Annotated in this window: 20 protein-coding genes; 15 read left to right on the top strand and 5 right to left on the bottom strand. The window is 50.8% G+C overall.

From position 1 onward, the window contains the following. The first annotated feature begins 13 nt into the window (after positions 1-13). The 3 genes from oxc to nifJ all read left to right on the top strand — a co-directional run bounded on the left by oxc (position 14) and on the right by nifJ (position 6,401). Positions 14-1,750 carry an oxalyl-CoA decarboxylase gene (gene oxc / locus FW767_RS04545; RefSeq protein ID WP_121698690.1) on the top strand — a complete coding sequence of 579 codons (1,737 nt, stop codon included), beginning with the start codon at positions 14-16 and terminating at the stop codon, positions 1,748-1,750. A 52-nt stretch (positions 1,751-1,802) separates the two neighbouring features. Further along, the gene (locus FW767_RS04540; protein WP_205523809.1) at positions 1,803-2,795 is read left to right on the top strand and encodes an AEC family transporter; all 993 of its coding nucleotides are present in this window, start codon (positions 1,803-1,805) and stop codon (positions 2,793-2,795) included. Between the two features lie 84 nt (positions 2,796-2,879). Continuing rightward, on the top strand, positions 2,880-6,401 hold the full coding sequence (nifJ, locus tag FW767_RS04535) for a pyruvate:ferredoxin (flavodoxin) oxidoreductase (protein ID WP_121698688.1): 3,522 nt from the start codon (positions 2,880-2,882) through the stop codon (positions 6,399-6,401). A 19-nt stretch (positions 6,402-6,420) separates the two neighbouring features. Here nifJ and FW767_RS04530 read toward each other — a convergent pair whose 3' ends face one another. Continuing rightward, on the bottom strand, positions 6,421-7,218 hold the full coding sequence (locus FW767_RS04530; RefSeq protein ID WP_121698687.1) for a M48 family metallopeptidase: 798 nt from the start codon (positions 7,216-7,218) through the stop codon (positions 6,421-6,423). A gap of 340 nt (positions 7,219-7,558) precedes the next feature. Here FW767_RS04530 and FW767_RS04525 point away from each other — a divergent pair, with 340 nt between their 5' ends. From FW767_RS04525 to FW767_RS04470, 12 genes are all read left to right on the top strand, one after another. Continuing rightward, the gene (locus FW767_RS04525) at positions 7,559-7,975 is read left to right on the top strand and encodes a PH domain-containing protein (protein WP_121698683.1); all 417 of its coding nucleotides are present in this window, start codon (positions 7,559-7,561) and stop codon (positions 7,973-7,975) included. A 146-nt stretch (positions 7,976-8,121) separates the two neighbouring features. Beyond that, on the top strand, positions 8,122-9,768 hold the full coding sequence (locus FW767_RS04520) for a dipeptidase (RefSeq protein WP_121698682.1): 1,647 nt from the start codon (positions 8,122-8,124) through the stop codon (positions 9,766-9,768). A 3-nt stretch (positions 9,769-9,771) separates the two neighbouring features. Beyond that, a complete protein-coding gene (queF, locus tag FW767_RS04515; protein WP_121698681.1) occupies positions 9,772-10,245 on the top strand; it encodes a preQ(1) synthase in 474 nt (157 codons plus the stop codon). Positions 10,246-10,265: 20 nt separating this feature from the next. After that, positions 10,266-10,928: a 7-cyano-7-deazaguanine synthase QueC gene (gene queC / locus FW767_RS04510; protein WP_121698680.1), complete on the top strand. Its 663-nt coding sequence runs from the start codon at positions 10,266-10,268 to the stop codon at positions 10,926-10,928. A gap of 91 nt (positions 10,929-11,019) precedes the next feature. After that, positions 11,020-12,219, top strand: a complete 1,200-nt coding sequence (locus FW767_RS04505; protein ID WP_121698679.1) for a C1 family peptidase — start codon at positions 11,020-11,022, stop codon at positions 12,217-12,219. A gap of 9 nt (positions 12,220-12,228) precedes the next feature. Continuing rightward, a complete protein-coding gene (locus FW767_RS04500; protein ID WP_121698678.1) occupies positions 12,229-12,951 on the top strand; it encodes a tRNA threonylcarbamoyladenosine dehydratase in 723 nt (240 codons plus the stop codon). Further along, the gene (locus FW767_RS04495; RefSeq protein ID WP_121698677.1) at positions 12,948-13,619 is read left to right on the top strand and encodes an ABC transporter ATP-binding protein; all 672 of its coding nucleotides are present in this window, start codon (positions 12,948-12,950) and stop codon (positions 13,617-13,619) included. The genes FW767_RS04500 and FW767_RS04495 overlap by 4 nt, the downstream gene beginning before the upstream one ends. Then, positions 13,616-14,281 (top strand): NigD1/NigD2 family lipoprotein, encoded by a 666-nt coding sequence (locus tag FW767_RS04490; RefSeq protein ID WP_121698676.1) that lies wholly within the window; start codon positions 13,616-13,618, stop codon positions 14,279-14,281. The genes FW767_RS04495 and FW767_RS04490 overlap by 4 nt, the downstream gene beginning before the upstream one ends. A gap of 21 nt (positions 14,282-14,302) precedes the next feature. Next, positions 14,303-14,611 carry a DUF3467 domain-containing protein gene (locus FW767_RS04485; RefSeq protein ID WP_121698675.1) on the top strand — a complete coding sequence of 103 codons (309 nt, stop codon included), beginning with the start codon at positions 14,303-14,305 and terminating at the stop codon, positions 14,609-14,611. Between the two features lie 22 nt (positions 14,612-14,633). Then, a complete protein-coding gene (gene cysS, locus FW767_RS04480; RefSeq protein WP_121698674.1) occupies positions 14,634-16,124 on the top strand; it encodes a cysteine--tRNA ligase in 1,491 nt (496 codons plus the stop codon). Positions 16,125-16,183: 59 nt separating this feature from the next. Beyond that, positions 16,184-17,584 carry an ATP-dependent DNA helicase gene (locus FW767_RS04475; RefSeq protein WP_121698673.1) on the top strand — a complete coding sequence of 467 codons (1,401 nt, stop codon included), beginning with the start codon at positions 16,184-16,186 and terminating at the stop codon, positions 17,582-17,584. A 134-nt stretch (positions 17,585-17,718) separates the two neighbouring features. Next, positions 17,719-19,848 (top strand): sensor histidine kinase, encoded by a 2,130-nt coding sequence (locus FW767_RS04470; protein WP_205523808.1) that lies wholly within the window; start codon positions 17,719-17,721, stop codon positions 19,846-19,848. On the opposite strand, the gene FW767_RS04465 is transcribed toward FW767_RS04470, so the two are convergent. The 4 genes from FW767_RS04465 to FW767_RS04450 are packed head-to-tail and all read right to left on the bottom strand — an operon-like array spanning position 19,824 to position 24,781. Further along, positions 19,824-21,041: an ABC transporter permease gene (locus tag FW767_RS04465; RefSeq protein WP_148463853.1), complete on the bottom strand. Its 1,218-nt coding sequence runs from the start codon at positions 21,039-21,041 to the stop codon at positions 19,824-19,826. The genes FW767_RS04470 and FW767_RS04465 overlap by 25 nt on opposite strands. A gap of 31 nt (positions 21,042-21,072) precedes the next feature. Continuing rightward, positions 21,073-22,233 carry an ABC transporter permease gene (locus tag FW767_RS04460; protein ID WP_121698670.1) on the bottom strand — a complete coding sequence of 387 codons (1,161 nt, stop codon included), beginning with the start codon at positions 22,231-22,233 and terminating at the stop codon, positions 21,073-21,075. A gap of 28 nt (positions 22,234-22,261) precedes the next feature. Next, positions 22,262-23,287: an HlyD family secretion protein gene (locus FW767_RS04455; protein WP_121698669.1), complete on the bottom strand. Its 1,026-nt coding sequence runs from the start codon at positions 23,285-23,287 to the stop codon at positions 22,262-22,264. 9 nt (positions 23,288-23,296) lie between these two features. Then, entirely contained in the window at positions 23,297-24,781 is a 1,485-nt protein-coding gene (locus FW767_RS04450) for a TolC family protein (protein ID WP_121698668.1), read from the bottom strand. Between the last annotated feature and the right edge of the window lie 160 nt (positions 24,782-24,941).

The following is a 24,941-nucleotide window of genomic DNA, read 5'->3' as shown; positions in this document are numbered from 1 at the left end:
ACGTAGTTCAACTATGACACCCGATCCATTAGCTTCAATACCCCATACCGACCCGTCAACCGCCAATCAGGTAACGGGCATGTGGATACTTACACAAGCGCTGAAAAAAGTCGGCATCGATACGATGTACGGTCTTGTAGGCATACCGGTAACCGAATTTGCCTACATCGCACAGGGCGAGGGCATAAGATTTCTCGGCTTCCGCCACGAACAGCAGGCGGGCATGGCAGCGGCCACCCACGGCTTTCTGACAAAAACTCCGGGCGTACTGCTCACTGTATCGTCGCTCGGTTTTCTAAACGGCCTTACCGCCACCACCAACGCTACCGTAAACTGTTATCCTATGATACAGATATCCGGTTCAAGCGAACGGCCGCCCATCGACCTTATGCAAGGTACTTACGAAGGTCTCGACCAGCTCAACATAGCCAAACCGCTTGTCAAGGCCGCTTACCGTATAAACCGTCCGGAGGACATAATGACCGGCGTTGTAAGAGCTTACCGGGCAGCCGTATCGGGACGTCCCGGCGGTGTATACCTTGACATAACCACCCCGTGTCTGGGTGCAGTCATGGACCGTGCAGCCGCCGAAGCCACCCTATACACTCCGGTAGACACATGTCCGCCGATGATACCGTCGCAGACTTCCGTAGCCCGCGCCATGCAGCTCCTCGCATCGGCCAAGAAGCCGGTCATACTTCTTGGCAAAGGTGCCGCTTACGCTCAGATCGACGACAAAATCAAAAAGTTTGTGGAGAGTACCGGCATACCGTTCTATCAGATGTCAATGGCCAAAGGCCTTCTTCCCGACAACCATCCTCTGAGTGCCAACTCCATGCGCAGCGCATTCATGGAACAGTCCGACGTAGTGGTGCTTGTCGGAGCACGCCTCAACTGGCTACTGTCACGCGGCCACGGAAAATGGAATCCCGCAGGTAAATTCATACAGCTCGACATAGATCCCGAAGAAATCGACATCAACCGGCAGATAGCAGCTCCCGTAGTAGGCGACCTTGAGTCGTCGATCGACGCCATGCTCGCCGCCCTACCTTCATACAAACTGTCGATGGACCCTGAATGGGTACCGTACATACAGTCACAGAGCAAGCTGAAAAATGAGAAATTCATGCAGCGTTTCGTAGCACAAACCGTGCCTATGACACACTGGAGCGCCCTCAGTGCCGTAAGAAAAGTCATGGCACAGAATCCAGACGTAATCCTAGTCAACGAAGGAGCCAACACCCTCGACGACACCCGCAACGCCATCGACATGATGCTGCCCCGCCACCGCATAGACTGCGCGACATGGGCTATCATGGGCATGGGCATGGGTTCGGCCGTAGGAGCTGCCGTAGCCACCAGCAAGTCGGTTGTAGCCATAGAGGGCGACAGCGCATTCGGCTTCAGCGGCATGGACTTCAGCACCGCATGCCGCTTCAAACTTCCCGTCACTGTAGTCATCTTTAACAACGGAGGCATATATAACGGTATCGGCCAGAACCTCGGCAAAGACGGTGATCCGGCGCCGACCACTCTTAATGTCAATGCACGTTACGACAAACTCGGCGACGCCTTTGGCGCCCAGGCCTACTATGTGACCACCCCCGATGAACTTGAAAAAGCTCTGACCGAGGCCATAGCGTCTAAAAAGACGTGCCTCATCGACGTGCAACTCGCCGCCGACTCCGGCAAAGAGAGCGGACATATAGGATATCTGAATCCGGCCACACTCTTCCCCGTCAACGTATAACACGACGTATAGCCCGTAAATACACATATCCTAACATTTAATTCACTTTATTATGTCACATATCATATTATATGCCATAGTCCCTATTATCGTGGTGATGCTCGCCGGATATATCGCAGGGAAAAAGGGTGCGTTCAGCGCCACCGACGGTAAGGCATTCAACAAAGTCGTGCTTGACTTCGCGTTGCCGGCAGCCCTGTTTGTGTCAATAGCCGACGCAGACCGCTCAATGCTCGTAGCCGACATAAAGCTGTCGATCATATCGCTTGTAGTGATCATGTTCTGCTTCATGCTCGTGTACTATATCTATAAATACGGCTTCAGAAAAAGCGGAGTGACTCAGGCCGACGCCGCTGTCATGGCCCTTATCAACGGTTCACCTACCATCGGATTCCTCGGTTTTGCCGTACTGGAACCGATTTTCGGCACCAACGCTTACGTAGCTCTCGTGGTAGCCATAGTAGGTATCGTGGTAAACGCCGTAGGTATTCCGGTAGGTCTGTCACTGCTAAATGCAGGTAACGAAAAAGCCCTTGCCAAGAATGGCGGCAAAAAGCCCAATCCTTGGAAGCCGGTAATACATGCTCTTGAACAGCCTGTGGCATGGGCGCCTATACTTGCCGTAATATGGGTACTTGTAGGTTTGCCTTGGCCGAAATGGGCAAGCCCGTCATTTGACCTTATCAAGGGGGCCAACGCTTCAATGGCTGTATTTGCCGCCGGTATAACACTGTCATCGGTAAAGATAAACATCAACTGGCAGGGCATACTCGGTGTCATCCTAAAGTTGATAGTGATGCCTGCCCTTCTGCTCATCGTAGGCCTTATCTTCAAGATGTCGCCTGAAAACCTCGCCATGCTTGTCGTAGCCGGCGCGCTTCCTCCGGCATTCTCCGGCATCATCATCGCCGACGAGTACAACTCATATGTCGCTACCGGCACCTCGTCGCTTGCCATATCGGTGATACTCTTCATGGTTTTCTGCCCGCTATGGATATGGATTACGGAACTGTGTGTAGGACCGATACCCGGAATTTCGCTCTAATACTATAATTATTCTACGACAGACGCGGGGTCAATCTATGGCCTCGCGTTTGATTCAAAATAAAATCAAACTACAACTTACACCATGGCAGCAATAAAAAAAATCATCGACGGATCCACCGCAGCGGCATATGTAGCCTATGCATTCAGCGACGTAGCCACGATATACCCCATAAGCCCAATCGCCGAGATGGGCGACATAGCCGACCGCTGGCGCATAGCGGGAGTTAAAAATATTTTCGGGACAACTATGGAGGTAAAGGAGCTCGAGTCGGAACTCGGAGCCGCAGGGGCCACACACGGCGCCCTCGCCGCCGGAGCTCTGGCAACAACGTTTACCGCTTCACAAGGTCTGCTGCTGATGATACCCAACATGTTCAAAATCGCCGGCGAGTTACTGCCGGGGGTGTTCCACGTAGGATGCCGTTCGGTGGCAGCCCATGCACTGAGCATATTCGGCGACCATCAGGACATAATGGCTTGCCGCACCACAGGTTTCGCTTTTCTCGGATCGAACTCCGTTCAGGAAGCGCACGACATGGCTATCGTGGCCCACTTGGCGGCGATAGAAGGTTCGCTACCCGTAGTGCACTTCTTTGACGGATGGCGTACATCAAACGAAACTTCGACGATAGAGATGGCGAGTTACGATGACCTGAAAAAACTTGTTGTCATGGATAAGGTGAAAGCCTTCAGAGCCCGGGGACTCAACCCCGAGCATCCCGTGCTGCGAGGCTCGGCACAGAACCCCGACGTATACTTTCAGAACCGCGAAGCAGCCAACCGCTACTATGACGCATTTCCTGCCATAGTCCAGTCTTGCATGAACCGGGTAAATTCGCTCACAGGACGGAAGTACGGGCTGATGGATTATGTAGGCAATCCAGAGGCAGAACTTGTCATTGTGTCGATGGGCTCAAGTTGCGAAGTTATCGAAGAGACCATAAAGTATCTTGCCGCGACCGGATATAAGCACAAAACGGGACTTGTGAAGGTAAGGCTGTTCCGGCCATTCAGCGACGAAGCTCTACTAAAAGCCATACCCGGTACAGCAAAAGCGGTAGCCGCGCTTGACCGAACCAAAGAGCCGGGATCGGAGGGAGAACCGATGTACCTTGACGTGTCATCGGCGCTGCGACGCGCAGGCCGTCAGATAAAGGTTATCGGAGGCCGCTACGGGCTAAGCAGCAAGGAGTTTGACCCTTCGATGATAAAACGCATATATGACGAGCTGGCATCTCCACGTCCGCTTGACGGCTTTACCATAGGTATAGACGACGATGTAACCCAGCGCTCGCTCAAAATAGCCGACCGCATCACCCCTGATGACGGATGTGTACTGAAAAGCATATTTTACGGCATGGGGTCGGACGGTACCGTGGGAGCAACAAAGCAAGTGGCCAAGATTATAGGGCAGACCGAAGGTTTTTACTCGCAGGCATTCTTCAACTACTCTGCCAAGAAATCGGGAGGCTATACAATATCGCAACTTCGCATAGCCCGTCAGCCCGTCAAGGCGGAGTACTCAATCGAGTCGGCCGACTACATATCATGTAACAAGAACATGTACGTCAAGCGGTTTGACCTCGTCGGCAATCTGCGCTGCGGGGGCATATTTGTGCTCAACTCCTCATGGACCGCCGAGGATATGGACTCCGTACTGCCGGCTTCGCTGCGACGCGCCATAGCCGCTCGCAAAGCCCGGTTTTACAACATTGACGCCATAGCCATAGCGCGCAAAAACGGTCTCGGAGTGAAGATAAACATGATTATGGAGACGGTGTTTTTCAAGCTAACCGGCATTATACCGTTTGGCGAAGCCATGAAAGCGCTACGCGACGAGATTACCGCAACATACATGCACGAAGGAGCCGAAATGGTCAACCGTAACATAGCCGCGCTTGACCTCGTGGTCGATGCCATAACGGAGATTAACTACCCCTCGACATGGCTGAATGCCACAGATGATACCACCGGCCAATCGGCGGAAACCTCGCTGCCCCCGTTTATCCGCAACGTGGCTCGTCCCTGTCTGCGTCTTGAAGGCAACATGCTGCCTGTATCGGCTTTCTCTCCCGACGGCTCGGTACCGCCGGGTACCACCGCCTATGAAAAACGGACCATTGCCATCAACATACCGAGGTGGGACGCTACAAAATGTGTGGAGTGCACCGAATGCTCGCTTGTATGCGCACATGCCTCCATACGTCCTTATCTGCTCACACCCGAAGAGGCGCAGAACGCTCCGGAGGGCTTCGTCACCCGGCCCGCGTCAGACAAATTTAACGGCTACAGATACCGCATTCAGGTATTTCCTCATGACTGCACGGGTTGTGGCTCCTGTGCGGTGATATGTCCCGGACATGCCCTAACCATGGTCCCGATTGAAGAAGACCTGCACACACAGGAACCTCTTCTGCAGTATGCGCTCGACAATGTGGCACTTAAAGAGGGGGTCGTGCCGCGTGCCACAATAAACGGATCGCAGTTCTATCAACCGCTGTTACAATTCTCGGGAGCATGTGCCGGTTGCGGCGAGACACCATACGTGAAACTGTTAACACAGCTAATGGGAGAGCGCATGATCATAGCCAACGCCACCGGTTGCAGCTCCATATGGGGCGCCAACTTCCCGAGCAATGCCTATTGCACCAACACTCGCGGTCAAGGTCCCGCATGGGGCAACTCGCTCTTTGAGGACAATGCGGAGTACGGTTATGGAATGGAAGTGGCCGTGACACAGCGCCGCAACCGTCTTGCCGAACTCATACGCGCCGCCGTGGCCGACCAATCAACTGACGCCGCAATTAAAGCAGCCATGCAGAAGTGGCTTGGCGCATTCAATGATCCGACAGCTTCGGCTGAAGCCGGAAATGCCATACTGCAATTGCTGCCTGATGACAACTCCGCAGCCGAAATCAGGGAATTTTCCGATATGTTTGCCAAAAAGAGCATATGGGCCATCGGCGGCGACGGCTGGGCCTATGACATAGGATTCGCCGGGCTTGACCACGTACTCGCTCAGGACCGCGACATAAACCTGCTTGTCATGGACACGGAATGCTACTCCAACACCGGCGGACAGACGTCAAAAGCCACGCCTCTGGGAGCCGTAGCCAGATATTCGGCCGACGGCAAGCGCACGTTCAAGAAAGATCTCGGCCGCATGATGATGACATACGGCAACGTGTATGTGGCATCTATAGCGCTCGGGGCCAATTATATGCAGGCAATAAAAGCCTTTGTTGAAGCCGACGCCTATCCCGGCCCGTCGATAGTCATAGCATACTGTCCGTGTATAAATCACGGCATAAGAGCCGGCATGGGCAACAGCATTGTAGAAGAGCGCAAGGCGGTCAAGTCGGGCTATTGGCCTTTGTATCGCTATGACCCGCGACGAAAAGCGCAAGGGCTACAACCGCTGCAGCTCGACAGTTCAGCACCCGACGGCTCTCTCCTTGACTTCATCAACGGCGAGGACCGCTATGTCGACCTCAAGATGCTTGACGCAGAAGAGGCCGCAGTACTCCAGCCTGAACTGAAAGAGCACTGCGACCTCCTGTACGATATACTTCTCAAACAGTCACAAGGAAATCAAACTTCCTGACCGTCATGTGAATCAAACCTTATTTCTGCGCCGGAGGAGTGATGCCTTCATCTTTGGCTCGCTTCTCCATGCGCTGTATGCGCTTGTCAAGATCGGGGTGTGACGAAAAGAGCTGATTGATTTTGCTGGTCTTGCCTATGCCCTGCTCCTCCTGAATGGCCTTAAGACGCTTGAATGACATCGACATAGCCCAAGGGTTCTTGCCATTGTCCTTCAGGAAGTCGTAGCCATAGTCATCAGCCTCGTTTTCCTGCTTCTGCGAGAACTTGGCATTGGTGAGAGCCTCACCGAGGTCGCCGAGCTGGGAGTCGGTAAGAGCTGCGGCGGTGCCGCCCGTAGCGCCCACACCATCTTTCAGAGCCGATGCGAGAAGTGCAGTCTTGAACGCCTTCTTGGAGTGCTTGTTGGCTACGTGGCCTACCTCATGTCCGATGACACCGAGAAGTTCTTCATCACTCATGATATCCATCAGCGCGGCAAACACACGCACACTACCGTCGGCACATGCAAACGCATTCACGTCCACTACCCAGTAAACCTTAAAGTTAAGCGGAGTGCCGTTGACTGAAGTCAGGCCTTCGGTCAGCTTGTTAAGACGCTGCGTATAAGGATGATCAGGCTCGCATACCTTATTGTGGGTATCCATCCATGTAATGTACTCTTTCACATAGTTGTTCATGTCCTCATCGGTCAGCGTCACAGCCTCACCTACTTTCTTGGCACTGTTTATGGCCTTCTTAAGATTGAACTGCGCCATAGCGGGCATAGCCAGCGCCAGTGCAGCAAATACACAAAGTAATTTAGCTATCTTTTTCATGAAAGGTTTATTATTAGAATTACGCTGCAAAGATACACCATTTAATCCATACACCCCAAATATTTTCCCGGCCTTAACAATACCCGCACCCACCACCGTAGAGCCGACATGGTTTCAATGATTTCGGCATTCATGCCCACTACGTTTACATTGTCGGACTGCGCAGCCATTTAATATTCAAAAACATTCCATTACACGTCGACCGTTACAGAATTTTCCGTAAATTTGTCTTTGATGATTATAATGACGTGACTGCCAGTCTATATTTTTGCCAGTCAAACTTGAATTTTCGATTAATCACTTTTTCAATAGCCTGATTTTCAATCACAATTATACAAACATGAATAAAACGGTTTATTACTCAAGAATCGACTGGTGGGCATGGCTGTGTCTAATCTTTGTACCTTTACTAATGTGGATTACAGCCATAGGCCAGCCATGGTGGTACGCCGTTTTTATATGTGGCGGCCTGACGGCATTGTGTGCAGCCGCATTATTCGGTTGCCGATACGAGATCGACGGTGACGAGCTTGTCATATATCAATTTTTCCAGCCTACACGACTGCCCATTTCCAAAATAAAGAGTGTGAAAAAGACCACAGGCTATCTTGCGACGGCAGCAATGTCAAGCAGACGTGTCTCGATCAGCTTCACCGACCGTTCGGTCCTGAAGAGTTACGCTCCGCTTGAAATATCGCCTAAAGACCGCGACGCATTCATAGCCCGACTAAAAAGCATAAATCCGGATATCATCTAATCAAACGCTCCCGCGGCGGTCTGGATGGCCATAGGCAAAACTAAAAAACGCAGGCCATATAAATGCCCGGAAAGACCGGAAGTTTTGTTATAATATCCAAATTAGCTAACTTTGCGTAATACGACATCATTGCAACGTAAACCCATATGTTTAAAAGACCTCTTATCACATTCATCGCCGCAATCGCGGCCACAAGTGCGGCAATCGCCTGCACAAGTCTCATAGCCACTCCGGGCGCGACGGCCGACAACAGCGTCATGATAACATACGCAGCCGACTCCCACAACCTGTACGGAGAGCTGTATTCGAAGCCTGCAGCCGACCATGCTCCCGGCGCAATGCGCGAAGTACGCGACTGGGATACCGGCCGATACCTCGGCGAAATACCGGAAATAAGCCATACCTACGCAACCGTTGGCAACATGAACGAACACGGGCTGGCCATAAGCGAAAGCACTTGGGGCGGCCATGAGGAGCTCGTCGACACCACAGGCATAATAGACTACGGTTCTCTCATATACATAACGCTGGAGCGAGCCAAAACCGCCCGCGAAGCCATAAAAGTCATGACCGATCTTGTGAACAAGTACGGCTACGCAAGCTCAGGCGAGTCATTTTCGATAGCCGACGGCAAGGAAGCATGGATTATGGAGCTTATAGGCAAGGGCTCCAAAGAGAAAGGTGCCGTATGGGTGGCCCGACGCATACCCGACGGCATGATATCGGGCCATGCCAACCATCCGCGCATCCATAAGTTTCCGCTCGATGACCCCGAGACTCTTTACTCGCCCGACGTCATCGACTTCGCACGCAAACAAGGATACTACAAGGGCAAGGATAAGGACTTCGACTTTTCGCTGGCCTATGCAGTGACCGACTTCGGGGCACTGCGCGGATGCGACGCCCGCGTATGGTCATTCTTCAACCGCCACGCATCGGGCATGGACAAGTATCTGCAGTGGATTAACGAGGGCGACACCGAAGCCGTGATGCCGCTATGGGTCAAGCCCGACAGCGCTCTCACTGTACGCGATATGCAGTGGGCCATGCGCGACCACTTCGAGGACACGCCGTTCGATATGACACAGGACATAGGTGCCGGTCCTTTCAAGGTGCCTTACCGCTGGCGTCCGATGACATTCACCGTTGACGGCACGGAGTACACTCACGAACGCGCCATAGCCACCCAGCAGACCGGCTTCACCTTCGTGGCCCAGTTGCGCGACCAAGTGCCCGCACCCATGAAAGGCATACTGTGGTTCGGCGTCGACGATGCCAACACTTGCGTGTATGTACCCATATATTGTTGCGTGACCGAAGTACCCTACTGCTACGCTCACGGCAACGGCGACATGCTCACCCTGTCGTGGGATGCCGCATTCTGGGTACACAATTATGTAGCCAACCAAGCCTACAACCGCTACTCGCAGATGATACCCGACATACGTCGGGTGCAAAACTCGCTTGAGGACGCCATGGAGCAGGCTGTGGCCGAGACCGAGGCACAAGTCATGTCGTTGCCGGCAGACCGTCAGCGCCGCGAGCTGTCAATGTTCAGCGACTATTGGGCCAACAGGGCCACAAGGGAATTCAAGCAGCTCGGCGACTATCTGTTCGTCAAGTATCTTGACGGCAACATAAAGAAAGAGACATCACCCGGAGTATTCAAACGCACTCCCGAGGGACAGTGCGAGTATCCGCAGTTTGGCGGTTACTCCGACGAGTACTTCCGCTCTGTAGCCAATGATGCCGGCGAACGCCTGAAAGTAAAACAACCCGAAAAGATCAAGTAACATATGTCACGCAGCGATGACGAAATGCCCGGAGTGACCCTCCTCGGCAATCAAGGAGTCCAATATCCCGACCGATATGCTCCGGAGGTACTGGAGACGTTTGTAAACAAACATCCCGATAACGAGTATCTCGTGACATTCACATGTCCCGAGTTTACATCTTTATGCCCGAAAACAGGCCAGCCCGACTTTGCCAGAATCATAATAAGCTACATACCTCGCGAAAAAATGGTGGAGAGCAAGAGTCTCAAGCTCTATCTGTTCAGCTTCCGCAACCATGGAGACTTTCATGAGGACTGCGTCAATATAATAATGAAAGACCTTGTGAAACTGATGGACCCGAAGTATATCGAGGTAACCGGATTATTCACACCCCGCGGAGGCATAGCGATATATCCGTTTGCCAACTATGGTGACGCAGAACATCAGAACATGGTGAAAGCACGCATGCTGGCATCGTTCCGCAATGACTTTTAACTGCAGTTAAAGATATTACAATGACCAAAGAGAAAGACGCTTTGATGGTGCTGTCGGGAGGCATGGACTCGACCACCATGTTATATGACCATGCCGACAGCATAGCTCTTGCGGTAACATTTCATTACGGCTCCAATCATAATGAACGTGAAGCAGTATGCGCGCGCTACCACTGCGAGCGGCTCGGCATCGAACTTATCGAGATAGACCTTGCCTTCATGGGCCGACACTTCAGCAGCGCATTGCTGAATGGAGCCGACGCCATACCCGAGGGCCATTATGCCGACTCCAATATGAAAGCTACGGTAGTGCCGTTTCGCAACGGCATCATGCTTGCAGTAGCTGCCGGGCTTGCCGAAAGCCGCGGACTGCAGGCCGTGATGCTCGCCAACCATGCCGGCGACCATTCCATATACCCCGACTGCCGGCCCGGATTCGTAACAACCATGGGCGCCGCCATAGCCGCCGGCACTTACGAACACATCGAACTGCGCGCTCCATACACCGGCATGACCAAAGGCGAGATAGCCTCACGCGGAAAAGCTCTCGGCATCGACTATTCCAAAACCTACTCCTGCTATAAAGGCGCAGAAAAACACTGCGGACGTTGTGCCACATGCGTGGAGCGCCGTGAAGCTCTTGCCGAAGCGGGAATAACCGACAATACCCCCTATGAGGATTGAGACTCGGCGCAACTGCCGTTTTAAACGGCTTTCGTGAGGCCAATTAATAAATAAATGCTTAAATTTGTGTAATTTTAAAAGTATTCGAGCTATGAAGTATATTTTAGGCGCATTGCTTATTGCCTGTGCCGCAACCGAGATTTCGGCCGACAACAAGATTGTAAATCCTGACAGCACCGGGTTCAAGTTCACTGACGTAAAGGTTGTCAAGACAACTCCCATACGCGACCAGAATCAGTCGGGTACATGCTGGTGCTTCTCGACCAATTCATTTCTGGAAGAGGAGATGCTCCGCAAAGGAGGCAAGGAGGTAGACCTGAGCGAAATGTTTGTAGTGCGCTACTGCTATCTTGACAAAGCACGCAAGTATGTGCGCATGGACGGCAACGTGAATTTTGCCCAAGGAGGCGCGGCTCATGACGTCCCCTATGTCATAGAAACTTACGGCATAGTGCCTGAAGAAGCCTATCCCGGTCTTAACTACGGTGAAGACAAGCACGTGCACGGAGAGCTGTCGGCAGTACTGAAAGCATATCTTGACGCCATCATCAAAGTGCCAGACCGTCGTCTGTCCACCGCATGGGAAGACGGCTACAACGCCATCCTCGACGCTTATTTCGGAAAACTTCCCGAAACTTTCACATACGAGGGCAAGACATATACACCCAAAAGCTTCGCCGAGTCGCTCAACATCAGTCCGTCAGACTATGTGGAAGTGACATCATTCACCCACCATCCTTTCTACAAGCCTTTTGCACTTGAAGTAGCCGACAACTGGCTATGGGGCACCATGCAGAACGTGCCGCTCGACGAGCTTAAAGCCATCGTCGACAATGCTATTGACAACGGATATCCAGTAGCTTGGGGCGCTGACGTAAGCGAAGGTGGCTTCAAATGGCGCAAAGGCTATGCAGTGATGCCCGTCGAAAAAGGCGCCAAGGACCTTACCGGAACTGAACTTTCACGATGGGTACAGCTTAGCGACAAAGACCGTGCAGACGAGCGCTATGACATAAACGGACCTGTAGACGAGGTTGAGGTTACCCAAGAGTCGCGTCAGGCCATGTATGACCGCAAAGAGACTACCGACGACCACGGCATGGTCATTGTAGGACGTGCCGTAGACCAGAAAGGCAACCGTTACTATAAAGTGCAGAACTCGTGGGACACCAACCAGCTCTATAACGGCTTCATCTATGTTTCAGAGCCTTATCTGCTTGCAAAGACAATGGATATAATGGTGCACCGCGACGCCATCCCCGCCGAAATTTCCAAGAAATTCAAGCAATAACGCCATACTATGTCAGCAATAACACCCTTTAATGAACGCACGGCACTTCTCCTCGGAGAAGATGCCGTGGCGCGTCTTGCGGCCTCACGCGTGGCAGTGGTCGGCATAGGGGGTGTCGGAGCATACGCCGTGGAGATGCTTGCACGGGCCGGAGTAGGTCGCCTGACATTGATCGACGGCGACTGCGTGTCGCCCGGCAATCTCAACCGTCAGCTTCCTGCATTGCATTCAACCATCGGCATGCCCAAAGCAGAGGTCATGAAAGAGCGAGTTCTCGACATCAATCCCAGTTGCGAAGTCACTGCCGTCAAGACATTTATAAAGCCAGACGACGCCGGCGACTTCGTAGAAGGTCACGACTTTGTCATTGATGCCATCGATGCTGTAGCCCCGAAAGTAGCTCTGATCGAATACTGCTACCGCCATAAAATAGATATAATCGCCTCAATGGGAGCAGGCGGTCGCACCGACCCCACCCAACTGAGATACGCCGACATATCCGATACTTTTCATGACGGCCTTGCACGCGAAGTAAGACGCAGGCTTAAGCGCAACGGCATAACCTCAGGAGTTAAAACCGTATTCTCCACCGAACAACCTCGCCGCACAGCATTGTTATACACTGACGAAATCGAATTCAAGACATCGTCATACGGAACCGTGGCATGGCTTCCGTCAATGTTCGGCATGATGCTCGCCGCCTATGCCGTAAATAGACTGACAAAATCATGATAACCGTACGCGACATATCAAAGAGCTACGACTCGCTAAAAGTACTGTCAGATGTTAATCTCGACATCAATAAAGGTGAAGTGGTGTCCATAGTAGGCCCGAGCGGAGCCGGCAAGACAACATTGCTGCAGATTATAGGCACTCTCGACCGCCCCGATACAGGTACCGTAAAATACGACGGCGAAGATGTGCTGGCGATGAAAGATTCACGCCTTGCCAAATTTCGCAACCGCAATATAGGATTCGTATTCCAGTTTCATCAGCTTCTGCCTGAATTTACCGTGCTTGAGAATGTGGCCATGCCTGCTCTGATAGGAGGTACCGCCCGAAGCGAAGCGTTTGCCCGCGCCCGCAAGCTGATTGACTATCTGCATCTCTCCGACCGCTCCGACCATCGTCCCATGGAGTTGTCGGGCGGTGAGCGTCAGCGTGCCGCAGTGGCCCGTGCACTCGTCAATAACCCGCGCGTAGTATTGGCTGACGAACCGTCAGGCAGTCTTGACACAAAAAACCGCAACGAACTACACCGGCTCTTCTTCGACCTCCGGCGCGATATGGGGCATACGTTTGTCATAGTTACACATGACGAGTCGCTCGCCGCTGACTGCGACAGAGTGATACACATGCGTGACGGTTACATAACAACCATACAAAACAATCTGAAATGAAATTACTGCGCCGGCACATACCCCTGACGGTTATCATGCTTGTCTCCCTTCTTTCATGCAGCGACGACAAGAACTACAACGACAGCGCAATGTACAGCGACATCGTCACCATAGCCTCGACCGCGGAAGAGCAAGGAACGGTGTTCAAGTTCCGCCGTTACGACGACTCGCCCGAAATAACTCTTACCGACCCCCGATTAACTCTCAAGAAAGACTCCGAAGGTCTTCGTGTGTTATTGCGCTACTATTCCGAGTCGGGACAACCCTACACATCGGGCACCATCAAGACTCGAGCGGTATCCGCCATAAATAATGACACGACTATTATAAGGCCCGTAGAGCGCTACAACTGGGACGCCACGCCGATATACCTGCACTCTGTGTGGCGCACCGGAGAATACATAAACATGCACCTCAGAGTGGAGTATTCCGAAACACCGCGATACTTCAATCTGCTTGTCGACTCACTCACTCTCGAAGATCCAGTGCCCCAGCTATATTTGGTTCACGACAAAGGCTCCGCTCCCGATAATTATCTGATGGAGATTTACGCCTCGTTCAATATAGACAATGTATGGTCGCAGCCCACATGTGAAGGCATAGACATACACATTAACGACAGCAATCTGCCCAAAAACCTATATAAATTCAAGAAACAGTAATCACAAAAACATAAAATCAAGATGGAAAATAACAACAAGAATGAAATAAAAATCGACATAAACCCCGAAACGGCACGCGGCCACTACGCCAACCTCGCCATGATAGCCCATTCTCCTACAGAGTTTGTGATCGATTTTATAGCCCTGATGCCCAATATGCCGCAGGCCAACGTACAGAGCCGCATAATCATGTCGCCTGAGAACGCCAAGCAACTGCTTTTTGCCCTGCGCGGCAATATCGAGCGCTATGAAAACAGCTTCGGCGTAATTGAGCCCAAACGCCCCAAAAACGGTCCCAACAGCGATATGAACAATCCGTTCAAAGCATAAGAACATTAACGACACTTCAGCTATGAAACAAAACGACTTGACGATATACAACTCCATTTCCCGCAACAAAGAACGCTTCATACCAATACATGAAGGACGTGTAGGCATGTATGTATGCGGTCCTACAGTATATGGCGAAGGTCATCTCGGACATGCACGTCCGGCCATAACATTCGACATTCTTTACCGCTATCTCTGTCACCTCGGCTATAAAGTGCGTTATGTACGCAACATAACCGATGTAGGACATCTTGAGCACGATGCCGATGAAGGCGAAGACAAGATAGCCAAAAAAGCGCGCATAGAGCAGCTCGAACCGATGGAGGTGGTACAGCACTATCTGAACAGCTATCACAAGTCGATGGAAGCGTTAAACGTCCTGCCGCCGTCAATAGAACCACACGCGTCGGGCCACATAATCGAACAGATAGAATATATCAAGAAAATACTTGACAGCGGCTATGCATACGAAAGCCATGGTTCGGTATATTTCGATGTGCCCAAATACAACCGTGATTTCCACTACGGCAAGCTGTCGGGCCGCAATATCGACGAATTGCTCGCCACAACACGAGCTCTCGACGGTCAGGAGGAGAAACACAATCCGGCCGACTTCGCGCTGTGGAAAAAAGCCGCTCCCGAACACATCATGCACTGGCCATCGCCATGGAGCGAAGGCTTCCCGGGATGGCATCTCGAGTGCTCGACCATGGGTGAGAAGTATCTCGGAACCCCATTTGACATACACGGCGGCGGCATGGACCTGATGTTTCCCCACCACGAATGTGAAATAGCCCAGTCTGTAGCCCACAACGGCAAAGAGAGTGTACACTATTGGATGCACAATAACATGATTACCATCAACGGCAAGAAGATGGGCAAATCACTCGGCAATTTCATAACGCTGAACGAATTTTTCACAGGCACTCACCCTGCGCTCACGCAGGCCTACTCGCCGATGACCATACGCTTCTTCATACTTCAGGCACAATACCGCAGTACTCTCGACTTCTCCAACGAGGCCCTGCAAGGCGCTGAAAAGGCGCTCAACCGCATGCTTGAAGGACGCCGGCGCCTCAACGAGCTTACACCCTCTCAGGAGTCGACCGTAGATGTAAGTCAACTGCGTGGCAAATGCTATGAAGCCCTCGACGACGACCTCAACACTCCCATTGTCATAGCGCACCTCTTCGACGCATGCCGCATAATCAATCAGGTAAACGACGGCAACGCCAAAGCCACTTCCGAGGATATAGCCGAGCTTAAAGAGGTCTTTGATGCATTCCTTTCAGACATACTCGGCATTCGCACCGAAATGCCGGGGACAGACACTGTCGGTGGCGACTCGCTGAAACCATTTGAGGACGCAGTAGATCTCTTACTTGACATAAGAGCAAAAGCCAAGGCCGACAAAGACTGGACCACAAGCGACCTGATACGCAACAAACTCGGAGAAATAGGATTTGATGTCAAAGACACCAAAGACGGCTACGAATGGAGTATTAAAAAATAATAATACGCGGACTGACGTTTGCAGGGTCCTTACGACATCATGACAAAAACCGGCCGATTATGAACACTCTTGAGTTTGCCTCGCTTGTCATGGAGTCGCTCCCCTACGAACCCACGACCCAGCAAGTCGATGTCATAGCGGCTTTGGCCCGCTTTTGCTCGGCTCAGACTCAGGCCGACACCGTATTTCTGCTCAACGGATACGCCGGCACAGGTAAAACGTCGCTGTGTGCCGCGCTTGTCAAGGCTCTCAACACTGTCGGCACTGGTACAGTATTGCTTGCTCCCACGGGACGTGCGGCCAAGGTATTCGGCGCATTTGCCCGACATCCGGCGTATACTATACACAGACGCATATACTCCGTAGGGGGCAACGGCATAAGCGCCGAGCGCAGTGTCAGGCTTGCAGAAAACCGCTCGGTCAATACTGTATTTATTGTTGATGAAGCGTCTATGATAGGCGCAGACTCCTCGACAGGCAATCTGCTCGAGCATCTGCTTCACTACGTATACTCCGGCGTCAACTGTCGGCTTATACTGCTTGGCGACACCGCACAGCTACCGCCGGTAGGATGCGAAAACAGTCCGGCAATGAGTGTCAGGATGCTCCGCGAGGCCGGATTGCGCGTCAACCGTGCCATACTTACCGCCACTGTAAGGCAGACTTCAGACTCGGGCATACTATACAACGCCACCCGTCTGCGACGGGTCATGGGACTTGAAGAGTTACCGGCGCCACGGATGCGTGCGTCATGCTTCAACGATGTGAAATGCATTGGCGGAGAGGAGCTCGAAGACTCCATAAACTCCGCTTATGCGCGCGACGGAGTCAATGACACCATACTGATCACTCGCTCCAACATGCGGGCAACGCGCTTCAATCTCGCCATAAGGTCACGAATACTATACGCTGAGGAGGAGTTGTGCCGCGACGATCTGCTATTGGTGGCAAAAAACAATTATTTTTGGAGCAAAGACGTGAAAGGCCTTGACTTCATAGCCAACGGCGACACGGCTACGGTAGAGAAATTATACGGTACCGAGACTCGGTACAATTTCCGTTTTGCCGACGTAAGGCTGCATTTTCCCGACCGCGATGTATCTGTCGACTGCAAAGTCATACTTGACACTCTCGTCAGCGAACAGGCATCGGCATCACGGTCCGAAATGCTCGAACTCTATGAAGCCATTGTAGACGACCCGTCAGACCCGGAGACCTCCTCGGCCACACGAGCGGCCAATGCCCTTAAAAGCCCTTACTTCAACGCTCTACAGGTAAAATATGCTTACGCCGTCACCTGCCATAAAGCACAGGGAGGCCAATGGAGCAATGTATATATCGATTTAGGCTACATACCCCCAGAGTCCATTGGGCTTGAATTCTACAGGTGGCTGTATACAGCTGTCACCCGCGCCACCAAGACCTTATATCTGCTCAATCCATCCATAGAAGTAGATTAATACCCTCCTGTCAAACACAATACTACAATTACAAAGCTGTTACCAATGGGTGATAATGCTGTACACGGGCTATGATTACGGTTTTGTTTGCATATCTTTGCAGGAAAAGAAACAAAATCAATCGTCACCACATAATGAAATTTAGATACTTCTTAACGCTATCCATAATTTTTTTCGCGACCTTACCGTCGCTGTCCATTGATAAAGAGACGATAATCGACAGCCTGCGCAAAGAGCTTAAACTGGCTAAAAACCCCGATGACAGCATAACGATACTTTACAACATGTATGACTTGTCATCACGCTCAAGGAAAGGAGCCATCGGACGACAGATTTTCTATACGGCAGGCCGTCTAGGACGCACCGACGTACAACTTGATATAATCAGGAACAACACCTCGCTCTACATAACGTCAGACTCAATCATCAACGGTTATGTCGACCTCGTAAGAAAAATGCCTGATTCTGAAGACAAACGGGAGACACTCGCATATATCGACATAACATACAACTCCAACCGCATAAGAATCATGCCGGAATCGAAGCGTCAGGAAGTACTTCAGGAATTCATCCGCGAATACAGCAAGAACCCCGGTATAGATATGTACGATCAGGTCAGACGTCTGTATAAATTATGTGTGTTCCTCGGAGCATCATCACAAGGCGACCTCTATGTGGAGTATCTGACCAAACTCGGCAATCTTATCGACCAGCTGCCATATGAAAACAGCGAGGTCCTGCGCAACATGTATCTCGTGCAGAAAGCCATGATCGAGACCGACAATGACCAGCATGCCAAAGCTGTAGCTTCCGACAAAAGACTGCTTGAGGTAATAAAGCACCTCAAAGACCGGTATGTTTCACAGGGGCGCCTGTACCGCAACTACGACGTCAACGAATACGTGTGCTACAGACGCTTATTGGGCAACTATGCGGCACTGACACCCAAAGACATAGACGAGTACTACAACTGCATATTGAATTTGGTCACATCTAATCCTGATATCAGAAAAGATTTTGAAGATAACCGCCGTGCCGAGATATACTATCTCATCGCCACCAAAAGATACAAAGAGGCCATGCCTCTTCTAAAAAAATATATAGATAAGCCGCAAAACAGTATATTCAAGCGTAAACTGCTTAAATTTTACACCATAGCGGCAAAAGCTACAGGCGACAAAGACGCACTTCTTGCCGCTACGACCGCCTACAATACCCAACTTGAAGATTACATCAGTCTTCAGGCTGCGGAAAAATACAAAGAGCTACAGATCATTTATGACGTAAACAATCTGAAAGCGGAAAAGACCCAAGCTGAGCTTGACCGGCATTCGTCGACTCACACTCTACACAACCGCATACTTGTCATCTCGCTCATAGCGATGGGCATACTTACGCTGCTGCTAATCGTCACCGGACGCCTCTATCTGAAAAACAAAAGGAGTGTGAAAAATCTCGCCAAATCACAGGAGCGTCTTCAAGCTGAAAAGAAAAATCTGCTTCGCACCCAGCAGGATCTCATAATAGCCAAGGACCAAGCCGAGAGCATAAGCCGACTGAAAACGCAGTTTATTCAAAATGTGCGACACGAGATACTTACACCGCTTAACGGCATTGTGGGTTTCTCGCAGCTCATCGCTGACAGCGTGCCTGCCGAACGGCAGGACGAAATGTCGCGTTATACCGACATTATTACCGAAAACAGCGACCAGCTCGTATCGCTGCTGGCCGACGCGCTCGACATATCCATGATTGATGCCGGCGAGATGCCTATTAATCTGCAGCTATGGTCATTGAGCGACATATGCCGCACATGCGTCGACAACGTAAAGCATCGCACGGCTCCCGGAGTGAACATGACATTCGTAGATCCCGGCGACAAGTTCAAACTACTGACCGACAGGGTAAGGACAGAGAAAATTCTGACCAATTACCTGAATAACGCTGCCAAATTCACAGAAAAGGGGTCAATCACTCTTACTTACAACGTACTGCGCTCGCAGCGTCAGGTAGTGTTCTCTGTAACCGACACAGGCATAGGTATACCAGAGGCCAAGCATGCGGTCATATTCGAACGCTTCGAGAAACTTAATAATTCAACTCCCGGCACAGGACTCGGACTGCACATATGCCAACTTTCGGCAAGATTGCTCGGAGGCATAGCCAAAGTCGATCCGGAGTATCGTACCGGCGCCCGCTTCCTCTTTATTCATCCGTTGAAAGATGCTTCGGCCGCTGCTCAAGGTACCGACGGCACTTTGTAGTGACGTAAATCGTAAGAATTAGCCTGACGAGTTATAATAACGGCAAGGATGTAATAGGCAGCCGCGAGTACCCACAGCATCATATAAGGCGTTGATACGTCACCAAGTGTAGCTTCATTGGAGTTAATTCCGATGAAACCTTGCATTCCCCAAGTCGCCGGCACAAGGCTGCCAAGCACAAACCACACGGGACTCATGGCATAACGGGGCCATGTAAGACCCGACAGGAACAGAAATATCACCGATGTAAACACAAATACAAGGAATGAGCTTTCGCGTTCTACAACAAGCGGACGGAGCATCTGCCCCATAAATACGGAGGCGAAAAGCATAGGCAGCATAAAAAGCAGGTAGTCGACAGCCTCACCGTAATGAGGTAAACTGAACATCAGCGGCACATAATGAAGTATGTAAACCGTCAGTGGCATGTAAATCGTCACATAGCAGAAAGCCTCACCGAGCAGCGATGCCGACACTGGACCTTTCACAGCCTCCGGATCCACTCCATTGTTTTTGCGACGTCGTTCTCGGCTTCCGCCTCCAAGCATCAGTATACCGAGTATAAGGCTTTGCTGAAGTATCAGTATCACAAGACCTATCATGATAAATGAAGCGAAACCCTGAGTGACGTCGCCGAGGAAAAACGACTCCGTGTCTACAGTATTGCCCATGGCCGACGACACAAAAGCCGCCGGCGAGTTGTTGATAGTATTGGTACGTATGTCGGCACCTAACTGCAACTGTATGTCAGTCATGGCGAATAGCACGCTGCGATAGCGGAGCAACAGGCTCATGTCGCAATACAAAGGCAACACCGCCTGTTCCTTGCGTCCTATCTTCTTTGCGTAGTCCTCGGGTATTACAAGTATCCCGTATACCTTGCGCTCCTTCATCCACCGCCGTGCCTCGCCAAGATCAACGGCATAACAGCTGACTTCGGTGTACTGGTCGGCATCAACCATCCGCGCCAGCTCACGGCTCTCCGCCGTACGAGAGTTATCAACAATGGCCATCGGCACCTTTTCGACCAGTTCCGGATTATAGATCAGCGTGTACGTTACAGGATATGCGAGAGGCAAAGCAAGAAAAAACAGCAGCACTCCCAAATCGGAAAATACCAGACGATATTCGTTGATCCATGTACGAAACAACGTCCTCCACCAGTTCTTTATATTATCGACTATGCTTGACATATTTCTGAATCATTAAGACCTGTAAAACACTCTATGGGATATACACCGGATGCAGACTGCTGCGTTTAAGCTTCCACAACATTGTAAAAGGAGTAAGCAGGAAGAGCAACATAGCTATATACTCCCACCTTACATAATACAGTTCGTAGCCGTTAAGAGCAGTATTTATATATATAAGAAAATAGTAACGTACCGGTATTATGTAGGCAAACACACCTACCATGGGATACATATTCTCGACCGGAAAAGAGAATCCGGCAAGCGAAAACGACAGTATGCCCAAGAGCGACAATATAGACAAGGCAAAACGCAGATTGGGTATAAGACTGCTGACCAAAAGAGCGAAGGCCTGACTTGAAGCCACAAGAAGAAGCATAGCTACAATCATGCCCCACATACTTCCATTGACAGGGAAGCCCCAATAGCCGTAAAGCATACTCTGAATGGCAAGACCCACCACCGAGAATATGACAAACTGAGGTATCAGCTTCCCCGCACAGGCGACAAGTATAGAGCCTCCGGCATCATTCATCCACTGCACCGAAGTGCCTCGTTTAATCTCCTGAAGTATCGAAAACGCCGTAAATTGAAATATTATGAGCTGAAGCAGACAGGGTACAAACGAGTTACTCAGGTATATCGAATAATTGGTCCACGGATTGCCTATAGGATGCTCCTGCGTGGTCACAGGCTGAAGCATGGTGCCGACAAGGTCTTCACTCAGACCGGCACTTACCAATGTCACCTTGGCTATACCTCCCGACGAGGTGACAGCCGTCTGCTTGAATGACTTAAACGACAGTGTGCCCGGCACAAAGTAGGCCATATTGCAATAATAGGTTATGGTTGTCTCACGCCCGGCAGCGGCATCGGCCTGAAAATTACGCGGTATCATGAAAAAACCGAATATATCGCCGCTTTTCAGCAACTTCATGGCCTCATCATAGCTTACCGGACGATAATCGAGACTGACAAGCTCCGAAGCCGACAGATTTCTTGTCACGTTACGTGACGCCGAAGAATTATCAAGGTCCACAATTGCGGTCGGGGCTTTGAGCGGCAGCCCTTCATCCATCAAATCGAGGAAAAAGAAAGCCACAAACATAGGCACGACTATCATACCCAATATGTATATGGGCCGGCTTGTCAGCTGCTTTATTCCGTCTATAAGTGCTTTGCGGATCGACGACATTTCTTTCGTGTTATTACAATTAACAATATTATTTATCAGGTGCAAAATATATTATCGACATGCCGGGACGAAGTTCCGGTATGTCCTCGAGCGGACGTGCCTTTATCTGGAACGTACGGCTGTCCCACCGGCCTGTGGCCTTCGTAGAGCGCCATACGGCATATGTGCCCATATCACGCACATAGTATACCTTGGCCTTTACCTTTCTCTCGTCAAGAGCCGGTATCATTACCTCGATCTCCTTTCCTACAGGAAGGTCGTTAAGCAACGCCTCGCGCACGTTGAATGTAACCCACTTGTCACTGAGCTTCAAAAGGTTCATAATCGGTGCACCGAGCGACACAAGTTCACCTTCATGCGAATATATTATATCAATCTGTCCGTCAGCCGGAGCCGTAAGATACTGATCCTGAAGCAACGCCTCGACCTCCATTATGCCGCCCTGCGCCACGTCGACCATGGCTTTGGCGCTTAACTTATCCTCTTTCTGCGCACCCTCTTTAGCCATCATGTACTGGCTCTTTGCGGCACTCTCACCGGCCACGGCGGCATTATAGGCGGCCTGAGCCTCATCGCGCTTCTGCGCCGATACGACATCCTGCTTAAACAAAGCTTCCATACGGTTGTAGGTCTTCTCCGCTATATTCTTTGCGGCTATCGACTGCTGCCATAAGTCATACGCACTCTGGATAATCTGCTTGCGGGTGCCCGCATCAATCTTTTTGTTCTGGGCGGCCGCGGCCTCCCTCATAGCTTCGGCCTGATACAGCTTGGCCTCGGCGAGCGACGAATGTATATGGACAAGCGTGTCACCTGCTTTCACATTCTGTCCTTCCTGAACATAAAATTGAAGCACACGTCCGGGTAATTTGCCCGATATACGCACAGAGGTAGCCTCGGCCTGTCCCTCTATAATATTTGACTTAGGCTTAAGAAACATAAATCCTATAAGCGCAATGAGGGCCACTACGATAACGACTATAGCGAGTGTGGCCACAAGCGCCGACTCTTTTTTGGTGGAGACTTGATTGGTGGGTTGATCGGTATTTACCATAATAAGAAACTATTTTTCAGTATCGTAATATTGTTCGTAATCCATCGTGCCAAGAACCTTTGACAGGTATACACGACATAGGTTGACGTCGATTTCGGCATCTATATTCTCCGAGTTGGCCTTAAGCCATGCGGTCTGAGCCTCCATGACATTGTCGGTGGTCTGCACACCTTCCTTGAATCCAAGTTGGGCCTGCCGCAGATTTTCATTTGCCTTGGCCAGATTGCTCTGTGTCATAGAGTAGGTCTTCATAGCCTCACCAGCCTTGAACGAAGCCTGACTGACCTGAAGGTCTATCTTCTCTTTCGCATCCTCAATCTGCAGCTTCATTATAGTCTCGTCGACTTTGGCTGAACGGTATTTGTTATAGTTGCCGCCCCAGTGCCAGATAGGTATCGTAAGCATTGCTCCTACTGAAAACGCTCCGTTGAACTTCGTCTTAAAACCGTTGTACATGTTGGGATTGGAAAAAGTGTATGCACCTACAAGCGCCAGATTGGGAAGCATCGACGACAATGCCACCTTACTCTTTTGCTCGGTTATTTTAAGTCCGAGTTCAAGCGCATGCAAGTCAGGACGGTTACGGTACACATCTACCATGTTATAAGTGGTGGCTATGGGTTCCTGTCCGGGTCGCTCGGCATCTTCGTCAACCAACCGTAACTGTGTGTCAACCGGAAGCCCACACAATTGTGCAAGCGCCATGCGCGACAGAGTAAGTCCGTTTTCCACCTTTACAAGATCCACGTTGGCCGAGTTTAGCTTGACATCTACTGTCAAAAGATCGCTTTTCGTCGCCACTCCCTCGTTTATCATAGCCTGAACATTATTGTGCAATGTGTCAAGAAGAGCCACATAACTTGTAGCAAGTTCATGCTTTGCCTTAAGCGACACTACCTGCCAGTAAGCGGCATCAACGGCATATATAATGTCCTCGGCACCGTTCTCATGCATCGAACGCGCAAGTTCTTCGGCATACTTGGTTATCTTGTTCATCGCCACAATCTTGCCGCCCATATATACGGGCTGAGTCAATGTCACCGCTCCGAAAAATACATTATGGATGTCATAGGTCATGGCATCCTTGGGAAGATATGCCACATTTTTAGGAATATACTGTCCGTCAGGACCCTTGACAGGAAGGCCGTCAGGCCCGGTGACAAGATCAAACTGATATCCCTTGCCGTCAAACACCTGTACCGGCAGATGCTGATCAGAGTCAAATATAGATATATTTTTCTGGTTATACGTGTATCCGCCGGCAAAGTCGATCGACGGCAGATAAGCGGCAAACGCTTCCTTTTTCTGATATCCTGCGGCCTTTATACGCTCGGCTTGAATACGCATCTGCTTGTTATTGGCCATCGCCATAGCCCTGCATGAATCAAGCGAGACGGCCTCATCGACGGCCGCTCTCCCCTGAGCTGCGGAAACACCGGCTAACGACACCGGAAGCAGCGACGCCAATATTAGTCGAAGAAAGAATGATCGCATACTATTTCCCTCGTTTTAACATTAAAAAATCGGTTAAGAAAATCTCTGCAAATATAACTTAATTGAACGGCAAAAGGTTTTACCTTCAATGCCTTTTTCGGGTCGTTTTGCACTAATTTTTGGTCACTTTTCCCTGCAACAGAATTTATGCTTATCAATC

It is taken from the genome of Heminiphilus faecis (assembly GCF_008728965.1).
In the GTDB taxonomy this organism is placed as follows: Bacteria; Bacteroidota; Bacteroidia; order Bacteroidales; family Muribaculaceae; genus Muribaculum; species Muribaculum faecis.
The sequence above is the reverse complement of the archived record's forward strand: the minus strand, read 5'-3'. Positions and strand labels throughout refer to the sequence as shown.